The sequence below is a fragment of the Ruegeria sp. ABV3_008 genome (assembly GCF_056161185.1).
The window spans coordinates 164,866-180,717 of the sequence record NZ_JBSWYP010000011.1 but is presented as its reverse complement, the minus strand read 5'-3'; the positions used below and the strand labels follow the sequence as shown (position 1 = coordinate 180,717).

Annotated in this window: 13 protein-coding genes and 2 pseudogenes; 10 read left to right on the top strand and 5 right to left on the bottom strand. The window is 59.0% G+C overall.

Annotated elements, in window-relative coordinates:
- The 5 genes and pseudogenes from glyA to ACXAH8_RS18275 all read right to left on the bottom strand — a co-directional run.
- Positions 1–160 (bottom strand): annotated as a pseudogene (gene glyA / locus ACXAH8_RS18295) (serine hydroxymethyltransferase); the annotation flags it as partial.
- A 73-nt stretch (positions 161–233) separates the two neighbouring features.
- Positions 234–1,205 carry a 2-hydroxyacid dehydrogenase gene (locus tag ACXAH8_RS18290; protein ID WP_475220167.1) on the bottom strand — a complete coding sequence of 324 codons (972 nt, stop codon included), beginning with the start codon at positions 1,203–1,205 and terminating at the stop codon, positions 234–236.
- Positions 1,205–2,092 (bottom strand): succinate--CoA ligase subunit alpha, encoded by an 888-nt coding sequence (sucD, locus tag ACXAH8_RS18285; protein ID WP_475220166.1) that lies wholly within the window; start codon positions 2,090–2,092, stop codon positions 1,205–1,207. The genes ACXAH8_RS18290 and sucD overlap by 1 nt, the downstream gene beginning before the upstream one ends.
- Complete coding sequence (locus ACXAH8_RS18280) at positions 2,089–3,288, bottom strand: malate--CoA ligase subunit beta (RefSeq protein ID WP_170556060.1); 1,200 nt, start codon at positions 3,286–3,288, stop codon at positions 2,089–2,091. The genes sucD and ACXAH8_RS18280 overlap by 4 nt, the downstream gene beginning before the upstream one ends.
- Positions 3,289–3,316: 28 nt before the next feature.
- Positions 3,317–4,558 (bottom strand): aminotransferase class V-fold PLP-dependent enzyme, encoded by a 1,242-nt coding sequence (locus tag ACXAH8_RS18275; protein ID WP_475220165.1) that lies wholly within the window; start codon positions 4,556–4,558, stop codon positions 3,317–3,319.
- A 219-nt stretch (positions 4,559–4,777) separates the two neighbouring features.
- On the opposite strand from ACXAH8_RS18275, the gene ACXAH8_RS18270 reads away from it, so the two are divergent.
- From ACXAH8_RS18270 to ACXAH8_RS18225, 10 genes and pseudogenes are all read left to right on the top strand, one after another.
- The gene (locus ACXAH8_RS18270; RefSeq protein ID WP_475220164.1) at positions 4,778–5,407 is read left to right on the top strand and encodes a LuxR C-terminal-related transcriptional regulator; all 630 of its coding nucleotides are present in this window, start codon (positions 4,778–4,780) and stop codon (positions 5,405–5,407) included.
- Positions 5,408–5,482: 75 nt separating this feature from the next.
- Entirely contained in the window at positions 5,483–5,689 is a 207-nt protein-coding gene (locus tag ACXAH8_RS18265) for a hypothetical protein (protein WP_475220163.1), read from the top strand.
- Positions 5,690–5,760: 71 nt separating this feature from the next.
- Positions 5,761–7,221, top strand: a complete 1,461-nt coding sequence (gene xylB / locus ACXAH8_RS18260) for a xylulokinase (protein WP_475220162.1) — start codon at positions 5,761–5,763, stop codon at positions 7,219–7,221.
- A 259-nt stretch (positions 7,222–7,480) separates the two neighbouring features.
- A complete protein-coding gene (locus ACXAH8_RS18255) occupies positions 7,481–7,834 on the top strand; it encodes a putative quinol monooxygenase (protein WP_475220161.1) in 354 nt (117 codons plus the stop codon).
- Positions 7,731–8,135 (top strand): annotated as a pseudogene (locus ACXAH8_RS18250) (zinc ribbon domain-containing protein); the annotation flags it as partial. The gene ACXAH8_RS18255 and the pseudogene ACXAH8_RS18250, both read left to right, overlap by 104 nt.
- Before the next feature lie 21 nt (positions 8,136–8,156).
- The gene (locus ACXAH8_RS18245) at positions 8,157–11,330 is read left to right on the top strand and encodes an adenylate/guanylate cyclase domain-containing protein (RefSeq protein ID WP_475220169.1); all 3,174 of its coding nucleotides are present in this window, start codon (positions 8,157–8,159) and stop codon (positions 11,328–11,330) included.
- Positions 11,331–11,387: 57 nt separating this feature from the next.
- Positions 11,388–12,329: a hypothetical protein gene (locus ACXAH8_RS18240; protein ID WP_170463365.1), complete on the top strand. Its 942-nt coding sequence runs from the start codon at positions 11,388–11,390 to the stop codon at positions 12,327–12,329.
- The gene (locus ACXAH8_RS18235; RefSeq protein WP_475220160.1) at positions 12,316–12,792 is read left to right on the top strand and encodes a hypothetical protein; all 477 of its coding nucleotides are present in this window, start codon (positions 12,316–12,318) and stop codon (positions 12,790–12,792) included. Before ACXAH8_RS18240 ends, ACXAH8_RS18235 begins: the two co-directional genes overlap by 14 nt.
- Positions 12,789–14,693 (top strand): GMC family oxidoreductase, encoded by a 1,905-nt coding sequence (locus ACXAH8_RS18230; RefSeq protein ID WP_475220159.1) that lies wholly within the window; start codon positions 12,789–12,791, stop codon positions 14,691–14,693. The genes ACXAH8_RS18235 and ACXAH8_RS18230 overlap by 4 nt, the downstream gene beginning before the upstream one ends.
- The gene (locus ACXAH8_RS18225; RefSeq protein ID WP_475220158.1) at positions 14,690–15,781 is read left to right on the top strand and encodes a ferritin-like domain-containing protein; all 1,092 of its coding nucleotides are present in this window, start codon (positions 14,690–14,692) and stop codon (positions 15,779–15,781) included. The genes ACXAH8_RS18230 and ACXAH8_RS18225 overlap by 4 nt, the downstream gene beginning before the upstream one ends.
- Positions 15,782–15,852: the final 71 nt, after the last annotated feature.

Here is a 15,852-nt window from a genome sequence, read left to right as displayed (position 1 = left end):
GCGCCTCCATCACGGCGGCAGAGACGATGTTTTCCGACGCGATCAGCTCGATCTCGTCGCGCTGACGGCCCAGCTCGGACGTGATCGAGCCGAAAAGCTCAGGATCACGGTCCGACAAAGACTGGGTGAAAAAACCGTCGATACGATTGGGGGCGTTCATGACGCAGTCCTCCTAAGCGGTCCGCAGCCCGGCCCTACGGAGGGGCCAGAGCAGGAAATTGATATACGCGAGGTCAGATCACGCGATCGCGCGGTTCGCGGCCTTCGAAAAAGTCGCTGAGGTTGTCCAGCACACGGAACCCCATCGCCTCGCGCGCCTCACGGGTGGCACTGCCGAGATGGGGCAGCATCACAAGGTTGTCACATTGCATAAGGACGGGGTTGATCCGGGGCTCTCCGTCGAACACATCCAGCGCCGCCCCTCCGATCATATCGAAGGTCAGGGACTGGATCAGCGCGCGTTCGTCGATCACCTCGCCTCGGGCCGTGTTGATCAGGAACGCATCCGGTTTCATCAGATCCAGACGGCGGGCGTTGATCAGGTGCCTGTTTGCAGCCCCGCCGGGACAATGGAGCGAGACGAAATCGCATTGCGGCAGCAGATCATCCACGGTTTCGACCTGAGTGGCATTGCATTGGGCCAGAACCTCGGGCGCGATTTTGCTGCGGTTGTAGACAATGATCTGCATCCCGAAGCCGTGATGGGCACGCCGGGCCATTTCCTGCCCGATGCGGCCATAGCCGATGATGCCCAGCACCTTGCCGCTGACCTTGGTGCCGATCAGATGCGTGGGGCGCCAGCCGGTCCAGTTGCCCGCCCGCAGCTCGCGTTCCCCTTCGCCAGCGCGGCGCGCCACCATCAGCAGCAGGGTCATCGCGATATCGGCGGTGCATTCGGACAGCACGTCCGGCGTGTTGGTGACGGTCATGCCCAGCCCACGCACTGAGGGCTCACAGATGTGACTGTAGCCAACGCCGTAATTTGCCAGAATCTTCGTCTGCGCGCCGGGTACGTCCAAAGCCTCGGAACTGAGGGTATCGGTCACGGTCGGCAGGACCGCATCATAGGATTTCAGCGCATGCCGGATTTCTGCCGGGGACATGGGTTTGTCCCCGGTATTCAGCACCGTGTTGTAGTTCTCGGCCAGCTGCGCCTCGACGGCGGCAGGCCAGCGACGGGTGACTAGAACCGAGGGTTTGACCATCACGCAGCCTCCATCACGCGGGCGATTGTTTCGCCGATCACCGCGGGATTTTCGGCCACGGTCACTCCTGCGGCGGACAGGATTTCAACCTTCTCGCTGGCGCTTTCGCCAAAGGCCGAGATGATCGCACCGGCATGACCCATGGTCCGACCTTTCGGAGCGGTCAGACCAGCAACATAAGCCACCACAGGCTTGGTGACGTGATCGCGGATGAATTCGGCCGCTTCGGCTTCCTGCGGGCCTCCGATCTCACCGATCATGGCAATGATATGGGTGTCCTCATCCTCTTCGAAACGCTGCAGAATGTCCTTGAAGGACGAGCCGTTGATCGGATCACCGCCGATGCCAACGCTGGTCGAAACTCCGATCCCGCGCTCTTTCAACTGGGCCGCGGCCTCGTAGCCCAGCGTTCCCGAGCGACCGATGATGCCAACATTGCCCGGCAGGTAGATATGCCCCGGCATTATCCCCAGCAGCGCTTTGCCGGGTGAGATGGTGCCCGCGCAGTTCGGCCCGGTCAGGACCATGCGCTTCTCTTTGGGATAACGGTACATGTAGCGCTTCACGCGGATCATGTCCTGCGCCGGAATACCGTCGGTAATGCAGACACAATAGCGGATACCGGCATCTGCGGCCTCCATGATCGAGTCGGCCGCAAAGGGCGGCGGCACAAACACAAGGCTGGCATCCGCGCCAGTGGCCTCAACCGCTTGTTTAACGGTGTCAAAGACCGGAACGCCTTCGACGGTTTCGCCGCCTTTTCCAGGAACCACGCCGCCCAAGACGTTGGTGCCGTAGTTCAGCATGTCCTTGGTGTGGAACCGCGCCATGCGGCCGGTGATACCTTGCACGATCACGCGCGAGTTACGATCGAGAAGAATGCTCATTGCACGGCCCTCATCTTGGTGCCTTGGGTAAGGTCGTTGCGCCATGCGCCCACGGCGCGTTCGGCAGCCTCCATCAGAGTGGTGGCGCGGATGATCGGAAGACCGGATTTGGCGAGGATCTTCTGACCCTCTTCCACATTAGTACCGGCCAGACGCACGACGACAGGGATGTCGATATCCAGCTCTTTCAGAGCCTGCACGACACCTTCGGCCACCCAGTCGCAGCGGTTGATACCGGCGAAGATGTTCACCAGAATGGCCTGCACATTGTCGTCCGACAGAACCAGACGGAAAGCTTTAGCCACACGCTCGGGCGAGGCGCCACCACCGATATCGAGGAAGTTCGCCGGCTCTCCGCCAGCCAGTTTGATCGTGTCCATTGTCGCCATCGCAAGACCGGCGCCGTTTACAATGCAGCCGATATTGCCGTCGAGACCAACATAAGACAGGCCCCGGTCACCGGCGCGGCTTTCGCGCGGGTCTTCCTGGCTTTTGTCGCGCAGTTCGGCGATCTGCGGGTGACGGAACAAGGCGTTGTCGTCGAAGCTCATCTTCGCGTCCAGCGCCAGAACGCGGTCGTCTCCGGTGATTACCAGTGGGTTGATCTCGACCATGGTGGCATCCAGATCGCTGAAGGCGGCGTAGCAGCCCTGCAGCGTGCGGACCATGTGCTGGATCAGCTTCGGCTCCAGCCCCAGTTGGAACGCGATTTCACGGGCCTGGAATTCTTGCAGACCCACTGCGGGTTCAACGATCGAACGCACGATGCTGTCTGGGCGCTCGGCCGAGATATCTTCGATCTCCATCCCGCCTTCCGAGGACGCAACGATCATCACACGCTGGCTCGAGCGGTCCAGCACAAAACCCAGATAGATTTCGCGATCAATCGGCACCGCAGCTTCCACGTAAACGCGGTAGATCCCTTTGCCTTCAGGACCAGTCTGATGCGTGACCAACTTGCGGCCGAACATGTCATCACAGGCTGTGTAGATCTCATTTTCGGTGTTGCACAGCTTGACCCCACCGGCCTTGCCGCGCCCGCCTGCATGGACCTGCGCTTTGACGATCCACTTGTCGCCCCCCAGTTCACGCGCCCGATAGGCCGCCTGTTCCGGGCTATAGGCCAAAGCACCGGGCGGCACTTCGACACCGAAATTCGAAAGTAGTTCTTTCGCCTGATATTCGTGAATATCCATCTGCAATCCTCCCGTTCTTGCAGTGAAATTAAGCAGCCATCGAAGTGCCGTAGCGGCTTTCCAGCAGGGCTTCGATTGCGTCCCGATCAATCTGTCCGCCCAGTTCGCGCATCGCCTCGGCAAACAGGCGCACGATCCGGCTGACGGATTTCCGGTTCAGCTGGTTGAGGATGCCGATCCGCACCTGAACAGGCGCGCTGAGCGTGGGCCAGATGCCAAAACCGCGCGCACGGCAGTTCTGCACCAATTCCATCTCGCGACCGGCAAGCTCCGGTGGCAGGTTCAGAACGATCAGGCTCGGCATGTCCGAGGTAACCTCGCACCCCAGTTCGACCACGGCATCGCGCAGGACGCGTTCGTGAATGCGGTAAGACGCTGCGCGCTTGGCCAGCCCTTCCTGCAAGGTCAGACGCAGCGCCTCGTGGAAGGCGGCCACGGCATAGCCCGAATGCGTCCGGTGATAGGTGCCTTTCTCGACATCCTGACCTTCGACGATACCCCAATGGCGCGCCTCGAAAATCGGGTTGTGCACATAGGTGTAGGCGCCGCTGGTCTTGAGGCTGTCGATGAAGGCATCGGTGAAGCTAACCGGAGCGTAGGTCAGCGGCAGGCAGCACAGACCTTTCTGCGGGCAAGAGGCCCAACCCGCGATGCCGGGGTAGTCGTCGATCGAAAAGTCATCCACGCCCAGCGACGATACCGCATCGATCAGACCCATCGCGCCGTGACGCTCACACGCGTCCGAAAAACCGCGAATGTCGTTGATCCGGCCGGACCCGGTTTCCCAGTGGGCCATGAACGCCCATTTGGGCTTGTGCTCGGCCAGGACTGCTTCGACGATTTCTCCGGTGACAGACTGGCCATGCGGAACCTCGATCACGGTGACGCTGGCAGCTTGTGGCTCAAGCGGATTGGCTGCGTGTTCGATGGGCGTCGCCGCCTTGATCCGCAGGGTCAGCGCATCAATGCCCGAGAATGTGCCGTTGGCAAAAGCCACAACCTTGTCGCCCGGCATGACGGCTGAGAACATGGTGTCCAGTGCGCTCCAACCCGTGCCGGCGACGGCAAAGGTATAGGCGTTCTGCGTGCCCCAGATTTCGCGCAGCATATGCTTGCACTCGATCATTCCGCGCAGAACGTCGCCCTGCATGTGATCGGCGACCCCCGCCGCTGCAAAGGCCTGCAGAACGCGGGCATCCGTGTTGCCGGGTCCGGGACCCGCTGCAAGGGTCTCGGGGATTTCGAGCGGAGGGAAAATCTGGAAAGTCATTGTGCGGCTTCCTCGGCGGTTTCTCAGGCTCAGCGGCCCGTTTGGTTGAGTTGCCGTGTAGAAAACGTGGTCTTGCAAGATCACGCAACGTAACTTACTACTGATTTAGCATGCCTAATAGGATGGGGTATTACCCACCCAAAGGTGTAAAAATACGATAGTATACCAAAACCGTACCCACCCATTTGGGTAGTTTTTGAGCTTTAAGGGCAAATTCATATGGCTGAAGCTCCATCTAAGCCCATCGACGTCATGCTGGCGGACGGCAACCCTCTGGTCCTGTCGGCGATGTCGGAGATCTTTGAACGCGACCCGCGATTCTCATTGGTTGCGACTTCGGCCACGGCCGAGGGGTTCCTTGGTACGGTCATGCGGGTGCCTGTTCAGGTCGGTGTGGTGGACTGGACATTGCCCGCCCTTGGCGCTGCCAAACTGATCGAGGTGCTGCGCGATCAGGCCAGCGCACCGCGCTTCGTGGTCTATGGCGATGCCAATGCCGACGTTCCACGACTTGCGATGCAGGCCGGGGCTGCCGGGTTTGCCGCACGCTCGGGCGAGGTCGAAGGGCTTCTGGACACCTGCGAGAAGGTGGCCGCGGGCAAGATGGTGTTTCCGTTCATCGACGTCAGGAAAATGCAGCTGGACCCGATCGAAAGCCTGTCGCGCAAGGAACGCACCATCCTCGAGGCGTTGGCGCAGGGCATGTCCAATCGCGAACTTTCAAAAGAGCTCGAGATTTCGACGAACACCGTGAAGTTCCACCTTTCGAACATCTACGACAAGCTGGGCGTCAAAAACCGGACCCAAGCCATTGCACAATATTATGCAACGCGGATGCAAAGGGACTGATGCGGCCTGCAATCTGGTAAAACTCGGGGTTTCCGGGCATGCTTTGGTTTCACACCCGCAGCCGGAGGACCTCCAATGCCGCAATATAATGACATGTTCGAACTCTCCATCGAGGATATGGAATTGATCGAACAAGCCCTGCGACAGGCGATAGCCTCTTATTCCATTGAGGCGAACGAGAACAACGAAGACACCATCCGCCGGATGCATGATCTTCTGGGCAAGCTGCACGATCAGAAGATATTTTATCGCCCAAAGACCGGCAGCTACATCGGCGGTTGATCCGCGCTTTGCAGACTCCTCGAAAACAGAATAAACCGTTTGCAAACTTATGAAATCAGAGGCGACGCAGTATGAGCTACCTTGGCATTGATCTGGGAACGTCCGGGCTGCGCGCCCTGCTCTTGGCCGAAGACGGCAGCGTGCTCGGTTCGGCAGAGCATTCCTGCACGTCCGAGCACAAACATCCCGGCTGGAGCGAACAGGACCCCGCCGAATGGATCGCGGCGCTAGAGGGGGCGGTTGCCGCGTTGCGGGACGCTCACCCCGAATTTACCGATCTGCGAGCCATAGGCGTAGCGGGCCACATGCACGGCGCAACGCTGTTGGATTCCAAAGGTGACGTGATCCGACCCTGCATCCTGTGGAACGACACGCGCGCGGATGCCGAGGCCAAGAATCTGGACGCCCTGCCTGGTATTCGCGAAGCTTCAGGCAATATCGTTTTCCCCGGCTTCACGGCCCCCAAACTGCTCTGGGTCAAGGAACATGAGCCAGACAATTTCACCCGTATCGCGAAGGTTCTGCTGCCTGCGGCTTATATGAACTACTATCTGACGTACGACTACGTCGCTGACATGTCGGATAGCGCTGGCACATCCTGGCTGGACGTCTCGCAGCGCGCGTGGTCAGAGGAGCTGTTGATCGCTGGGCAAATGTCGGAATCTCAGATGCCCCGCCTGGTCGAGGGCTGCCAGCCCGCAGGTACCCTTCGCACCGATCTTGCCAGCCGTTGGGGTCTGCGCAATTGCGTCACCGTCGCAGGTGGTGCTGGAGACAACGCTGCAGCTGCCTGTGGCTTAGGTGCTCTGAACGAGGGTGACGGGTTCATTTCTCTTGGCACCTCCGGAGTGCTGCTGGCTGCGCGCGATGGCTATCACCCTGACCCGGCCTCGGCTTTGCACACGTTTTGCCATGCCGTGCCTGATCGCTGGTATCAGATGGGCGTCATGCTGTCTGCAACCGACAGCCTGAATTGGCTGGGCCAAATCACTGGTCAAAAACCCGCCGACCTGACACGCGCATTGGGCGAGGAGCTACGCGCGCCGGGCCGCGTGCAGTTCTACCCTTACCTCTCAGGTGAGCGCACCCCGCACAACGACGCCAACATTCGCGGTGGCTTTACCGGGCTGGGAAAAGACACCGATCAGAGCGATCTGACCTGCGCCGTACTCGAGGGGGTCGCCTATGGCCTGAGCGACTCGTATGACGCTTTGGTGAAGACCGGCGCGCGGATTGATCGGCTGATCGGCATCGGCGGCGGTACAAAATCGCACTATTGGGTCAAGCTGATCGCAACCGTTCTGAACGTCCCAATCGAGTTGCCCAAAGATGGAGAATTCGGCGCAGCACTGGGGGCCGCGCGTCTTGCCCAGATCGCAGAAACCGGAGCGTCCCCGGAAGACATCCTAGAAGCCCCTAGCATCGGCGAGCGCGTTTTGCCCGACAGCAGCAAAACCGCAGATTGCGAGGCAGCCAAGGCGCAGTTCAAAGCCGCCTACGGACCTCTGCGGCAGATCTCCTCGCGGGGTTGATATTCGGGCCGTGGCTCAGTGACAGTCAGGACCGCTCACACCCGCTGGCAACATCTGAGTTTTGCCAGCCCGGCGCACAATATGCTAGCATAAGGGGTGCGTGGCCCTCATCCAACGAACCCATTGCGGGCTTTCTTTCGGCATATTGAATCCTCATTTCCCGAGGGTTGCCGCGCCACAAAGATCAATCAATTTGACCCGTCTGGGCAGGGCTGATCACGGATAGGACGCAGACCTGCCTCTCGAAAGGACTATCGATATGTATAGCATAATCGCGACCTGGTATTTGAAACCCAAACAGGAGGCCGAAGGGATTGCGGCCCTCAAGCAACTGGCCCAAGATGTGAAGCAGGAAGAGGACACCTGGGGCTACCTCATCCACACAGGCGGCGAAAACTCGGCGCCGCCCTGCAGTGACGGCACCGTCGTTTTCATCGAAATCTACAAGAACTTCCAAGCTTTTCTGGACCATGTGAACGGCCCGATCTTTACCGCATTCAAAAAAGACCATGGGCAGCTTTTTCAGCCCATACCAGGCTCTGACAGCCCGTTCTTTCTGGTCGAAAACATCGACAGAATTGGAGGATTTCTGCGCCCGCAGGCGGGGTGCTAACTACGGTGCCAGCACGCATCAGTCAGTAACCCTTTGCGGGCGCACAAAACCCGCGCACAATTCAAGGGCGACGAATTGTAGATTATGTGATACTAAAGAAAGCGAAATTGTTTCTTTGTTTCATATACGGCGCAATTTTCAGCGCTCAGGGGCAGTCATATTGGGACGTCCGAATGTCAATTGCAGCAAATGCGGTGCGGCCAATCCTGCCGGGTCCAACTTTTGCCACGGCTGCGGCAATGCATTGACCCTAGCCTGTGGGTCCTGTGGTGCGTCAGCGATGGCGCATGCAAAGTTTTGCACCGCTTGTGGGGCTTCGCTGATGGGTCAGGACAGTCCCCCACCGAGTGCCCCTTTACCCTCTCCCAAGGACGCACCAGAAGACGTGGCCGAACGTCGCCAACTGACCGTCATGTTCTGCGATCTGGTGGGTTCAACGGCCTTGTCCGAAAGGCTTGACCCCGAGGATTACCGCGAATTGATCACGCAATACCGCGAGCTGGTTGGCCGGACCGTCACCAAATTCGGCGGCGAGATTGCCAATTATGCAGGCGACGGAGTGGTCGCCATCTTCGGCTATCCCACCGCGCAGGAACTCAGCCACTATTCCGCCGCTCTTTGCGCGCTTGAGATCGCGGGCGCGACACGTGACGGGAACGCGGGGCTGACGGACAAGTCGGTTTCGACAAATGTGCGGATCGGGATCCACACCGGACCTGTGGTGGTGGGTACGGCAGCCGGCACATCAAGCTCGGAAAAGGTCTGGCTGTTTGGCGATACACCGAATGTGGCGGCCCGGATTCAGGCTGCGGCAGATGTGGGTCAGGTCGTTGTCTCGGAAGTGACACGCAGACTGATCGGAGAGCGTCTGGATTTCACCTCGATCGGCAGTCCGCCCTTGGCGGGTGTCAGCACACCGTTGCAGCTCTACGTGGTCGGTCCGAGGATTTCCGGTTTTGAGACCGGGCGCAAGAACTTCGCGCATGACAAAACACCGACCATCGGGCGCACAGCCGAAATCGCTCTGGTCCAGTCCAGATGGGACGGAGCGTTGGACGGAGAGGGGCAGGTTCTGCTGCTGACTGGTGACGCGGGCGTTGGTAAATCCAAGATCGCCTTTGGCCTGAAGGACAAGCTGACCAGCGAGGACTCCACCCAGTTCACCCTGTTCGGATCGCCATTGCATCAAAGCAGCGCGTTTTTCCCGATCAAGAATGCGCTGACGACGCTGACGGGCATGCTGCCCAACGCACCTCCTGAGGAAAGCCGGGATAAAGTCACCCGGTTTCTGACCGATCTGAACCTTGATGCTGAAACCTGCGCCGCCCCTATCCTGCGCCTGATGGGGCTGGAAGACAGCACCTCTCTGGTCGCGCCGATGGGGCCCGAGCGGGAAAAGGGTGCGCTGATCGAGGCGCTTTTGCAGCTATGCGCGGGTCTGGAGCAGCACCACCCGCTATTGCTGTTGCTCGACGATGTGCATTGGTTCGATGCCTCGACGCTGGAATTCGTCAACGGCTGGATCGAACAGGTGTCGAATTGCCGCTGCCTGATCCTGATGACCGCCCGGACCGAGTTCCAATCGCCATGGCGCAACCAGTCCCATGTCACAAGCCTGGAGCTCAACCGGCTTGTACGTCGTGACATCTATAAGCTGGTTGAAAGCATTTCGGGCCTGCAACCGTCGCCGGAAGTTCTCAGTCAACTGGCTGACCGCACGGATGGCGTGCCGCTCTTTGTCGAAGAACTGACCAAGATGGCGATGGAATCCGGTCTTTTGGTCAACCGCGGCCAGAGTCAGGCCGAGCTGTCCATGGCGATCCCGGAATCGCTGCAGGACTCACTGATGGCCAGATTAGACCGTTTGTCGGCCAGCCGCGAGATCGTTCAGGTCGCCGCAGCAATCGGCCGAAACTTTGAGCGCAAGCTGCTGTCCGAGGTTCTGGACTGGACTGAAAACGACATCACCGAAGCGCTGAACCAGCTTCTTGAAACCGAGCTGATCGTGCCCGCGGGCCAGCCGGGTACGGCAGATGCCTACCGGTTCCGCCATGCCTTGGTCCAGGATGCCGCGTATCAATCCATGCTGCGCTCGACAGCCTCAAGATGGCATGGCCAAATCGCTGCAGTTCTTGAGGAGAAATACGCCGAAACAGTCGCGCGAGAGCCTGAAATTCTGGGCCATCACTACTGGCGTGCCGGCAATTACCCCGCCGCCGAAGGCAAACTGATGACCGCGGCGCGGCAGGCATTGGACCACTCGGCAAATGTCGAGGCGATCACCCATTTGCAGCATGCTTTGGAATGCTTGCAGGAAATGCCGCAATCGCAGGAACGCGACCGGCGCGAAATAGACATGCAGATCATGATCGCCGTGCCTCTGGCCTTCGTCCGGGGCTATGCGCACAAATCGGTTCTGTCGGCCTATGCGCGGGCGCAGTCCCTGTGTCGTGAATATGGTGAGACCGAACGGCTGTTCAAAGTGGTCTACGGGCAGTTCCGCTCGACCATGTTGGGCGGGGAATATGAGATCTCGAAACAGAATGCGGATCGGCTGGTCTCGCTCTGTCAGGATTTGTCGAGCCCGCTGACCATTGTCTCGGCCGAACGTTCAATGGGATCGCTGCAGACCTATCTGGGCCATCCCAAGGACGCGTTGAAACATCTTGAGGCCGGGCTTGAGGTTAATCTGTCCATCGAACATCGTTTCATGGGCCTCGATTTCGATGTGGTTGACCTTGCAGTGGCTCTTCAGGGCTATCGCGCGCTTTCCTACTGGCTGTCAGGCGACGAATCCAGTGCCCTGACAGCGATCAAGGCAGCGCTGGTCCATGCCGAAGAAACCGCACACCCGTTCAGCCAGTCCTTCGCCAATGCTTTCCTTGGATGGATTTCCCATTTCCGGGGCGATGAGGCGACGGTTCAAGACAGTTCAGCCATTTTGATCGCCCTGTCCGAGGAATATTCTTTCCAGTTCTGGCGCGGTTGGGCGCGGGTCATGAATGGCTGGGTGCGCCGAAGCACAGATGGTGAAAAGGCCTTAGAAGAGATCGCCTTGGGCCTGCGTGAATGGCGCGATACCGGCTGCCGCCTTGGTCTGAGTTTCTTCCTTTGCCTCTACGCCGATGCGGCCATTCTGCACGGCAAACTGGAACTGGCCGAGGAGCTGTTGGACGAAGCCGAAGCCTTTGCCAACGACAGCGGTGAGAAATTCTGGATCGTCGGCCTGACCTGTCTGCGCGGTCGGTTGGCCATGGCCCACGGGGACGAAAGCGCCGGGATCGGCCACCTTAAAGAGGCTGCCATGGGGGCGTTGCAACTGGGCCATTACGGCCCGCTTTTGCATGTCGTTCGGGAATTGGCCGAGCTTGACACCTCGTCAAACTGCCTTGGTGAGATCTCGAAAGCCGTGGCCGCCGACAAGACCAAAGCACCCGCGCTGGTCGAGGCAAAAGCCATTATGAAAACCCTAAAAACAAAACAGCCGGAGGCATGATCGGGCGGAATTTGAGCAAGTAGAATTGTCACAGCCAGTGGGGGAGATCACAGCCAAATGACAAAGAAAAAAGCCAAAAGCGACCCGTGCCATCAGACGGATGTCACTGGCGTCATGCCGAAACTGCCAAAGCAGTTTGACACGTTCCCCTTCTATTATGCCTCGCTGCAATGCCAATGGATGTATTGGTATACCTCGGTCGAAGTTGCCCGCCAGTTTGTGAAAGGCACCGGCCTGTGTGTCGCCGAATTTCCTGATGAAGACGGCGAGAACAAGGCCGTCATCCTGCTAAACTTCCAACGCTATACAGCGCATTATGATAACTCGCTGGGCTTCGTGAACGAGGTCGAATTCAACCTGCTGGCCTATCCCAAGAACCGGGTGCCGGGCGTGCCGAAGATGTCGCTGACCGAGTATCTTCACGGCCGCGATCAGACGAAAACCATCGGCCATCTGCGGGTTCATGTGGCCGCCGATAATGCCATGGCCGTCAAGGCCGGACGCCAAGCGTTCGGAGAGCCCAAGTTTCTGGGCCAATTCAACTACAAGGTTCCTTCGCTGAATGCCAAGATGAAGGGACACCCTCCGATCTCACCCAAGAAATGGTGGATCCAACTGGTCAATCCCGACGATCCGCAAACCATCGTCTACGATTTGACGGCGGATCTGGGCAAACTCAAGGGCGATCATTGGACCCTGACCAACTGCACACCGATCCCCGAATTCGCCACCGGGCTTGGACGCACCGTTTGGACCCGCTGGACCATTTCGGGCCTGTTTGAAACCGCGATGTTGACCACGAAAGAGGGCAAACGCATCGCAAAAAGCTTCAAGCTGAAACTAGGGAACAACGATTTCCCGATGACCCGCGACATGCGCACGCTGTTCACCGATATGACGCCGGTGGCCGTGCAGGTCTTTGAAAGCCCGCCCGCCTGCTTTGAGCCGCGTGGCTTCTATGTGGACGCAATTGATGGGGATCGCCATGAAGACGCATGATGACACCCCCGAGTTTAACGCCTTTCTGACCGTCAGCGCCGCCCTGACCGGCTATAGCAGCGCAGAGTTGCAAGGCACCGGATGCGCAGGCGAATACTGGCATCAGTTTCGGCAGGTCCTCCCCGCCGAGATCCTTAAGGAGTTCCTGTCTCATTCCGACGAGCTGGGCAAGCAGGACGACGACCGGATCATGCGTCAGACCTATCTGTCGGACAAGTGTCTCGGCCCGCTGTCGCGGACGCTGATCCAGCTGTGGTATACCGGCCAATGGGTGCCGCTTTCGCAGGAATGGCGCGAAAGCTACGGCGCGTCGCGGTTTGACGTGGTCAAGATCATCTCGACCCGGTCCTACAAGGAAGGGCTGGTCTGGGACGCCATCGGCGCGCATCCCCAAGGGGCCAAGCAACAGGGCTTTGGCGCATGGGGCCTTGAACCTCCAAAACAGCGGGGGGCAGGCAAATGAGCGCAATTGCAGATGACGACCGGACCTATGATGTGGTCATCGTGGGAGCCGGGTTTACCGGGGGCATTCTGGCAAAGGAGCTGGTCTCGGCCGGTCATTCGGTTCTAATCCTCGAAGCCGGGGAAGACCATGGCAAGACGTGGGAGACCTATCGCTCTTACTTGGATCAGTACTATCTGTCGCTGGCCAAGACGCCGAACTCTCCCTATCCGAACCTACCAACCCTGCCCTCACCTTCGGTGCTGGATATCACCGCTGTTCGGGGCACCGAGCCCGATACAAACGGGTATTTCGTCCAACGCGGCCCCCTGCCCTTTGGCAGCAACTATCTGATGGCCTTTGGCGGAACCTCACTGCATTGGCTGGGAACAAGCCTGCGCATGATGCCTGCGGATTTCGAGATGCAAAGCCGTTTCGGCAAAGGCGTTGACTGGCCCTTTGGCTATCAGGACCTGCGCGCAGACTATGAGCGCGCCGAGTGGGAGATCGGTGTCTCGGCCGATGCCGACGAACAGACGCCCAAGGCACTGGGTATTCGCACGTCGGGTCGGCACGACAATGTCGGGTATTTCGACAAGGAATACGACTACCCGATGCATTCGATCCCGTCGTCTTACGTGGATGGCTTCTTTGCCAAGGCAGATGGGATGCCCATCGAAATCGGCGAGGATGCCACCAGCACGGTTCACCTGAAAGTCTCGCGCACGCCGCAGGGCCGGAACTCAACTCCGCGCAAGCCAAGAACTGCCAAGGGCATTCAGGTTGGCGACAAGCGCAGGCAGCAATTCCGCCCGCGCGGCGCGACCGGACCATTCGCCTATATGGGTCAGCGATGCGAGGGAAACTCAAGCTGCATTCCGATCTGCCCGATCCAGGCCAAATACAACGCGATGAAAACGCTCGAGGATGCCAAGCACGAAGCCAAGCATCAGATGGAGACGATCACGCAGGCCATCGCCTCAAAGGTCGAACTGGCCGAAAGCGGGCGTGTATCTGGTATTGTTTACAAGAAATACCCGTTCCCCGGTGTGCCTCAGTACGAATTGCGCCGGGCCAGAGGGAAGCAATATGTGCTGGCTGGCGGTGCGGTGGAAAACGTTACTCTGGCGCTGGCCTCGGGGATTTGCACCAGCAGTGACGAGCTGGGCCGCAACCTGATGGACCACCCCTACATGATGACATGGGGTGCAGCGCCAGAGCCGGTTGGACCGTTTCGTGGGCCCGGATCGACCTCTAGCTATGCCAATTTCCGGGACGGAAACTTTAGGAACAAGAATGCAGCCTTCCGTTTGGAGATCGGTAATTGGGGATGGAACTTTGCCGCTGGCTCCCCGAACTCCGACGTGGCGCGGCTGGTCGAGCAGGACAACCTCTATGGCACCGCCCTGCGCGATAAGCTCTATCACGATGTCCAGCGGCAGGTCCGAATTGGCACGATGGTTGAGCAATTGCCCAGAGCCACAAACCGAGTCACCATCGACCCAGCCTACCGCACACCCATGGGCGAATACCGCCCGGTGATCAGCTATGATCTGGACGACTATTCCCGCGCCGGGCTGGCCGCTGCGAATGACACTTGCGCGCAGATTTTCCAGCGGCTGGGTATCAAGAACCATACCTCCTACAGCTCATCGGATGCGGGGTATTTAACTTATGATGGAAAGGGTTACACCTTCTTCGGTGCAGGCCATCTGGTCGGTACGCACAGGATTGGGACGGATCGGCACAACTCGGTCACCAATGACGAGATGCGCGCATGGGACCACGACAATCTGTGGCTGGTGGGCGCAGGCTCGATGCCGACGATTGCCACCTCCAACCCAACACTGACGATGTCGGCCATGGCCTTCAGGGCCGCCAGAGCCATCCAGAAGGCCGTTCGGAAAGGGGGTGCGAAATGAGTTCGAAAAAGAAACTGGACGCCGCGCGCAAAAATCTCTGCAAACATCTGCAAGACGCCTTGATGCTAGAGCTTTCAACGATCCCGCCCTACGCGACAGCCTGCTATTCGATCCTGGAGCAAGGGCAATACGACCGGTCCGAGCCGACCATCGTCAACGCTGAGCCGATCGAGGTGATCCGTCAGGTCATGGTTGAAGAGATGTTGCATATGGTTCTTGCGGCGAATGTGATGAACGCGATCGGTGGTACGCCTCAGCTGAACAATCCCAACTTGCTGCCGAAATACCCGACAGAGCTACTGAACGGGGCCGGACCCGAGGTGCGTCTGCGTAAGTTCTCGCCCAAACAGGTCAAAAGCTTCCGCAAGATCGAAACCGCGCCGAAAGACCTCCGCAAGGCATTGAGGGGGCACTATTCCACCATCGGAGGGTTCTACGCCTATGTCAGGAAGCTGCTGGAAGAAGCGTGTAAGGAGTTCGGGGACAAAGAGATCTTCATCGGCGACCCCACGCGTCAGATCTCCAATGACGACTATTTCGGCGCGGGCGGTGAAGTTGTCGAGATCACCGGCACCCCCACGCAACGTCGCAAAGCGGCTTTTGATGCCATCCAAAAGATCATGGAAGAAGGTGAAGGCGCAGATCTGGGTGGCAAAGCTGGCGACGGAGACACCATTCCGGGGCCAGCCGGTCATGAGGACGTTGCGCATTTCTTCAAGTTCAACGAAATCCTACATAGCCGCTACTATCGCCCCGAAGATCTTGTGACCGACCCTCCGACTGGCGGTGACCTGATCGTCGATTGGAGCGCGGTCTCGCCCATGAAAGACGACCCGTGTGAGGAGAACTATAAATCCGCCCCCGAAATCGCCGCGATCTCGGCCGAGTTCAACGCCGCGTGGTCCGGTTTGCTGGACGGTCTGCACATCGCCTTCAACGAGGATAAATCCGCTTTGCGCGACCTTGTTCCAACGATGTACTCGATCAAGTCGCTGGCGCAAAAGCTGATGCGCATCCCATTGCCGGACGGATCGGGCGAGACAGCCGGACCGACATGGACCTACCTTGCGCCGAAAAAGCGGGGCTGACCTGTATCCTCAAAACCGGCGAGACCTGTTTATGCGCGTCAGTCGAAACAGGTGTCTTCCGCTGAGGCCAA

Coding starts and splice junctions, on each gene's coding strand:
- ACXAH8_RS18270 (WP_475220164.1), top strand. CDS start 4,778: ATGGCTGAAGCTCCATCTAAGCCCATCGACGTCATGCTGGCGGACGGC.
- ACXAH8_RS18290 (WP_475220167.1), bottom strand. CDS start 1,205: ATGGTCAAACCCTCGGTTCTAGTCACCCGTCGCTGGCCTGCCGCCGTC.
- ACXAH8_RS18240 (WP_170463365.1), top strand. CDS start 11,388: ATGACAAAGAAAAAAGCCAAAAGCGACCCGTGCCATCAGACGGATGTC.
- ACXAH8_RS18245 (WP_475220169.1), top strand. CDS start 8,157: ATGGGTCAGGACAGTCCCCCACCGAGTGCCCCTTTACCCTCTCCCAAG.
- ACXAH8_RS18275 (WP_475220165.1), bottom strand. CDS start 4,558: ATGACTTTCCAGATTTTCCCTCCGCTCGAAATCCCCGAGACCCTTGCA.
- ACXAH8_RS18235 (WP_475220160.1), top strand. CDS start 12,316: ATGAAGACGCATGATGACACCCCCGAGTTTAACGCCTTTCTGACCGTC.
- ACXAH8_RS18255 (WP_475220161.1), top strand. CDS start 7,481: ATGTATAGCATAATCGCGACCTGGTATTTGAAACCCAAACAGGAGGCC.
- xylB (WP_475220162.1), top strand. CDS start 5,761: ATGAGCTACCTTGGCATTGATCTGGGAACGTCCGGGCTGCGCGCCCTG.
- ACXAH8_RS18280 (WP_170556060.1), bottom strand. CDS start 3,288: ATGGATATTCACGAATATCAGGCGAAAGAACTACTTTCGAATTTCGGT.
- sucD (WP_475220166.1), bottom strand. CDS start 2,092: ATGAGCATTCTTCTCGATCGTAACTCGCGCGTGATCGTGCAAGGTATC.
- ACXAH8_RS18225 (WP_475220158.1), top strand. CDS start 14,690: ATGAGTTCGAAAAAGAAACTGGACGCCGCGCGCAAAAATCTCTGCAAA.
- ACXAH8_RS18265 (WP_475220163.1), top strand. CDS start 5,483: ATGCCGCAATATAATGACATGTTCGAACTCTCCATCGAGGATATGGAA.
- ACXAH8_RS18230 (WP_475220159.1), top strand. CDS start 12,789: ATGAGCGCAATTGCAGATGACGACCGGACCTATGATGTGGTCATCGTG.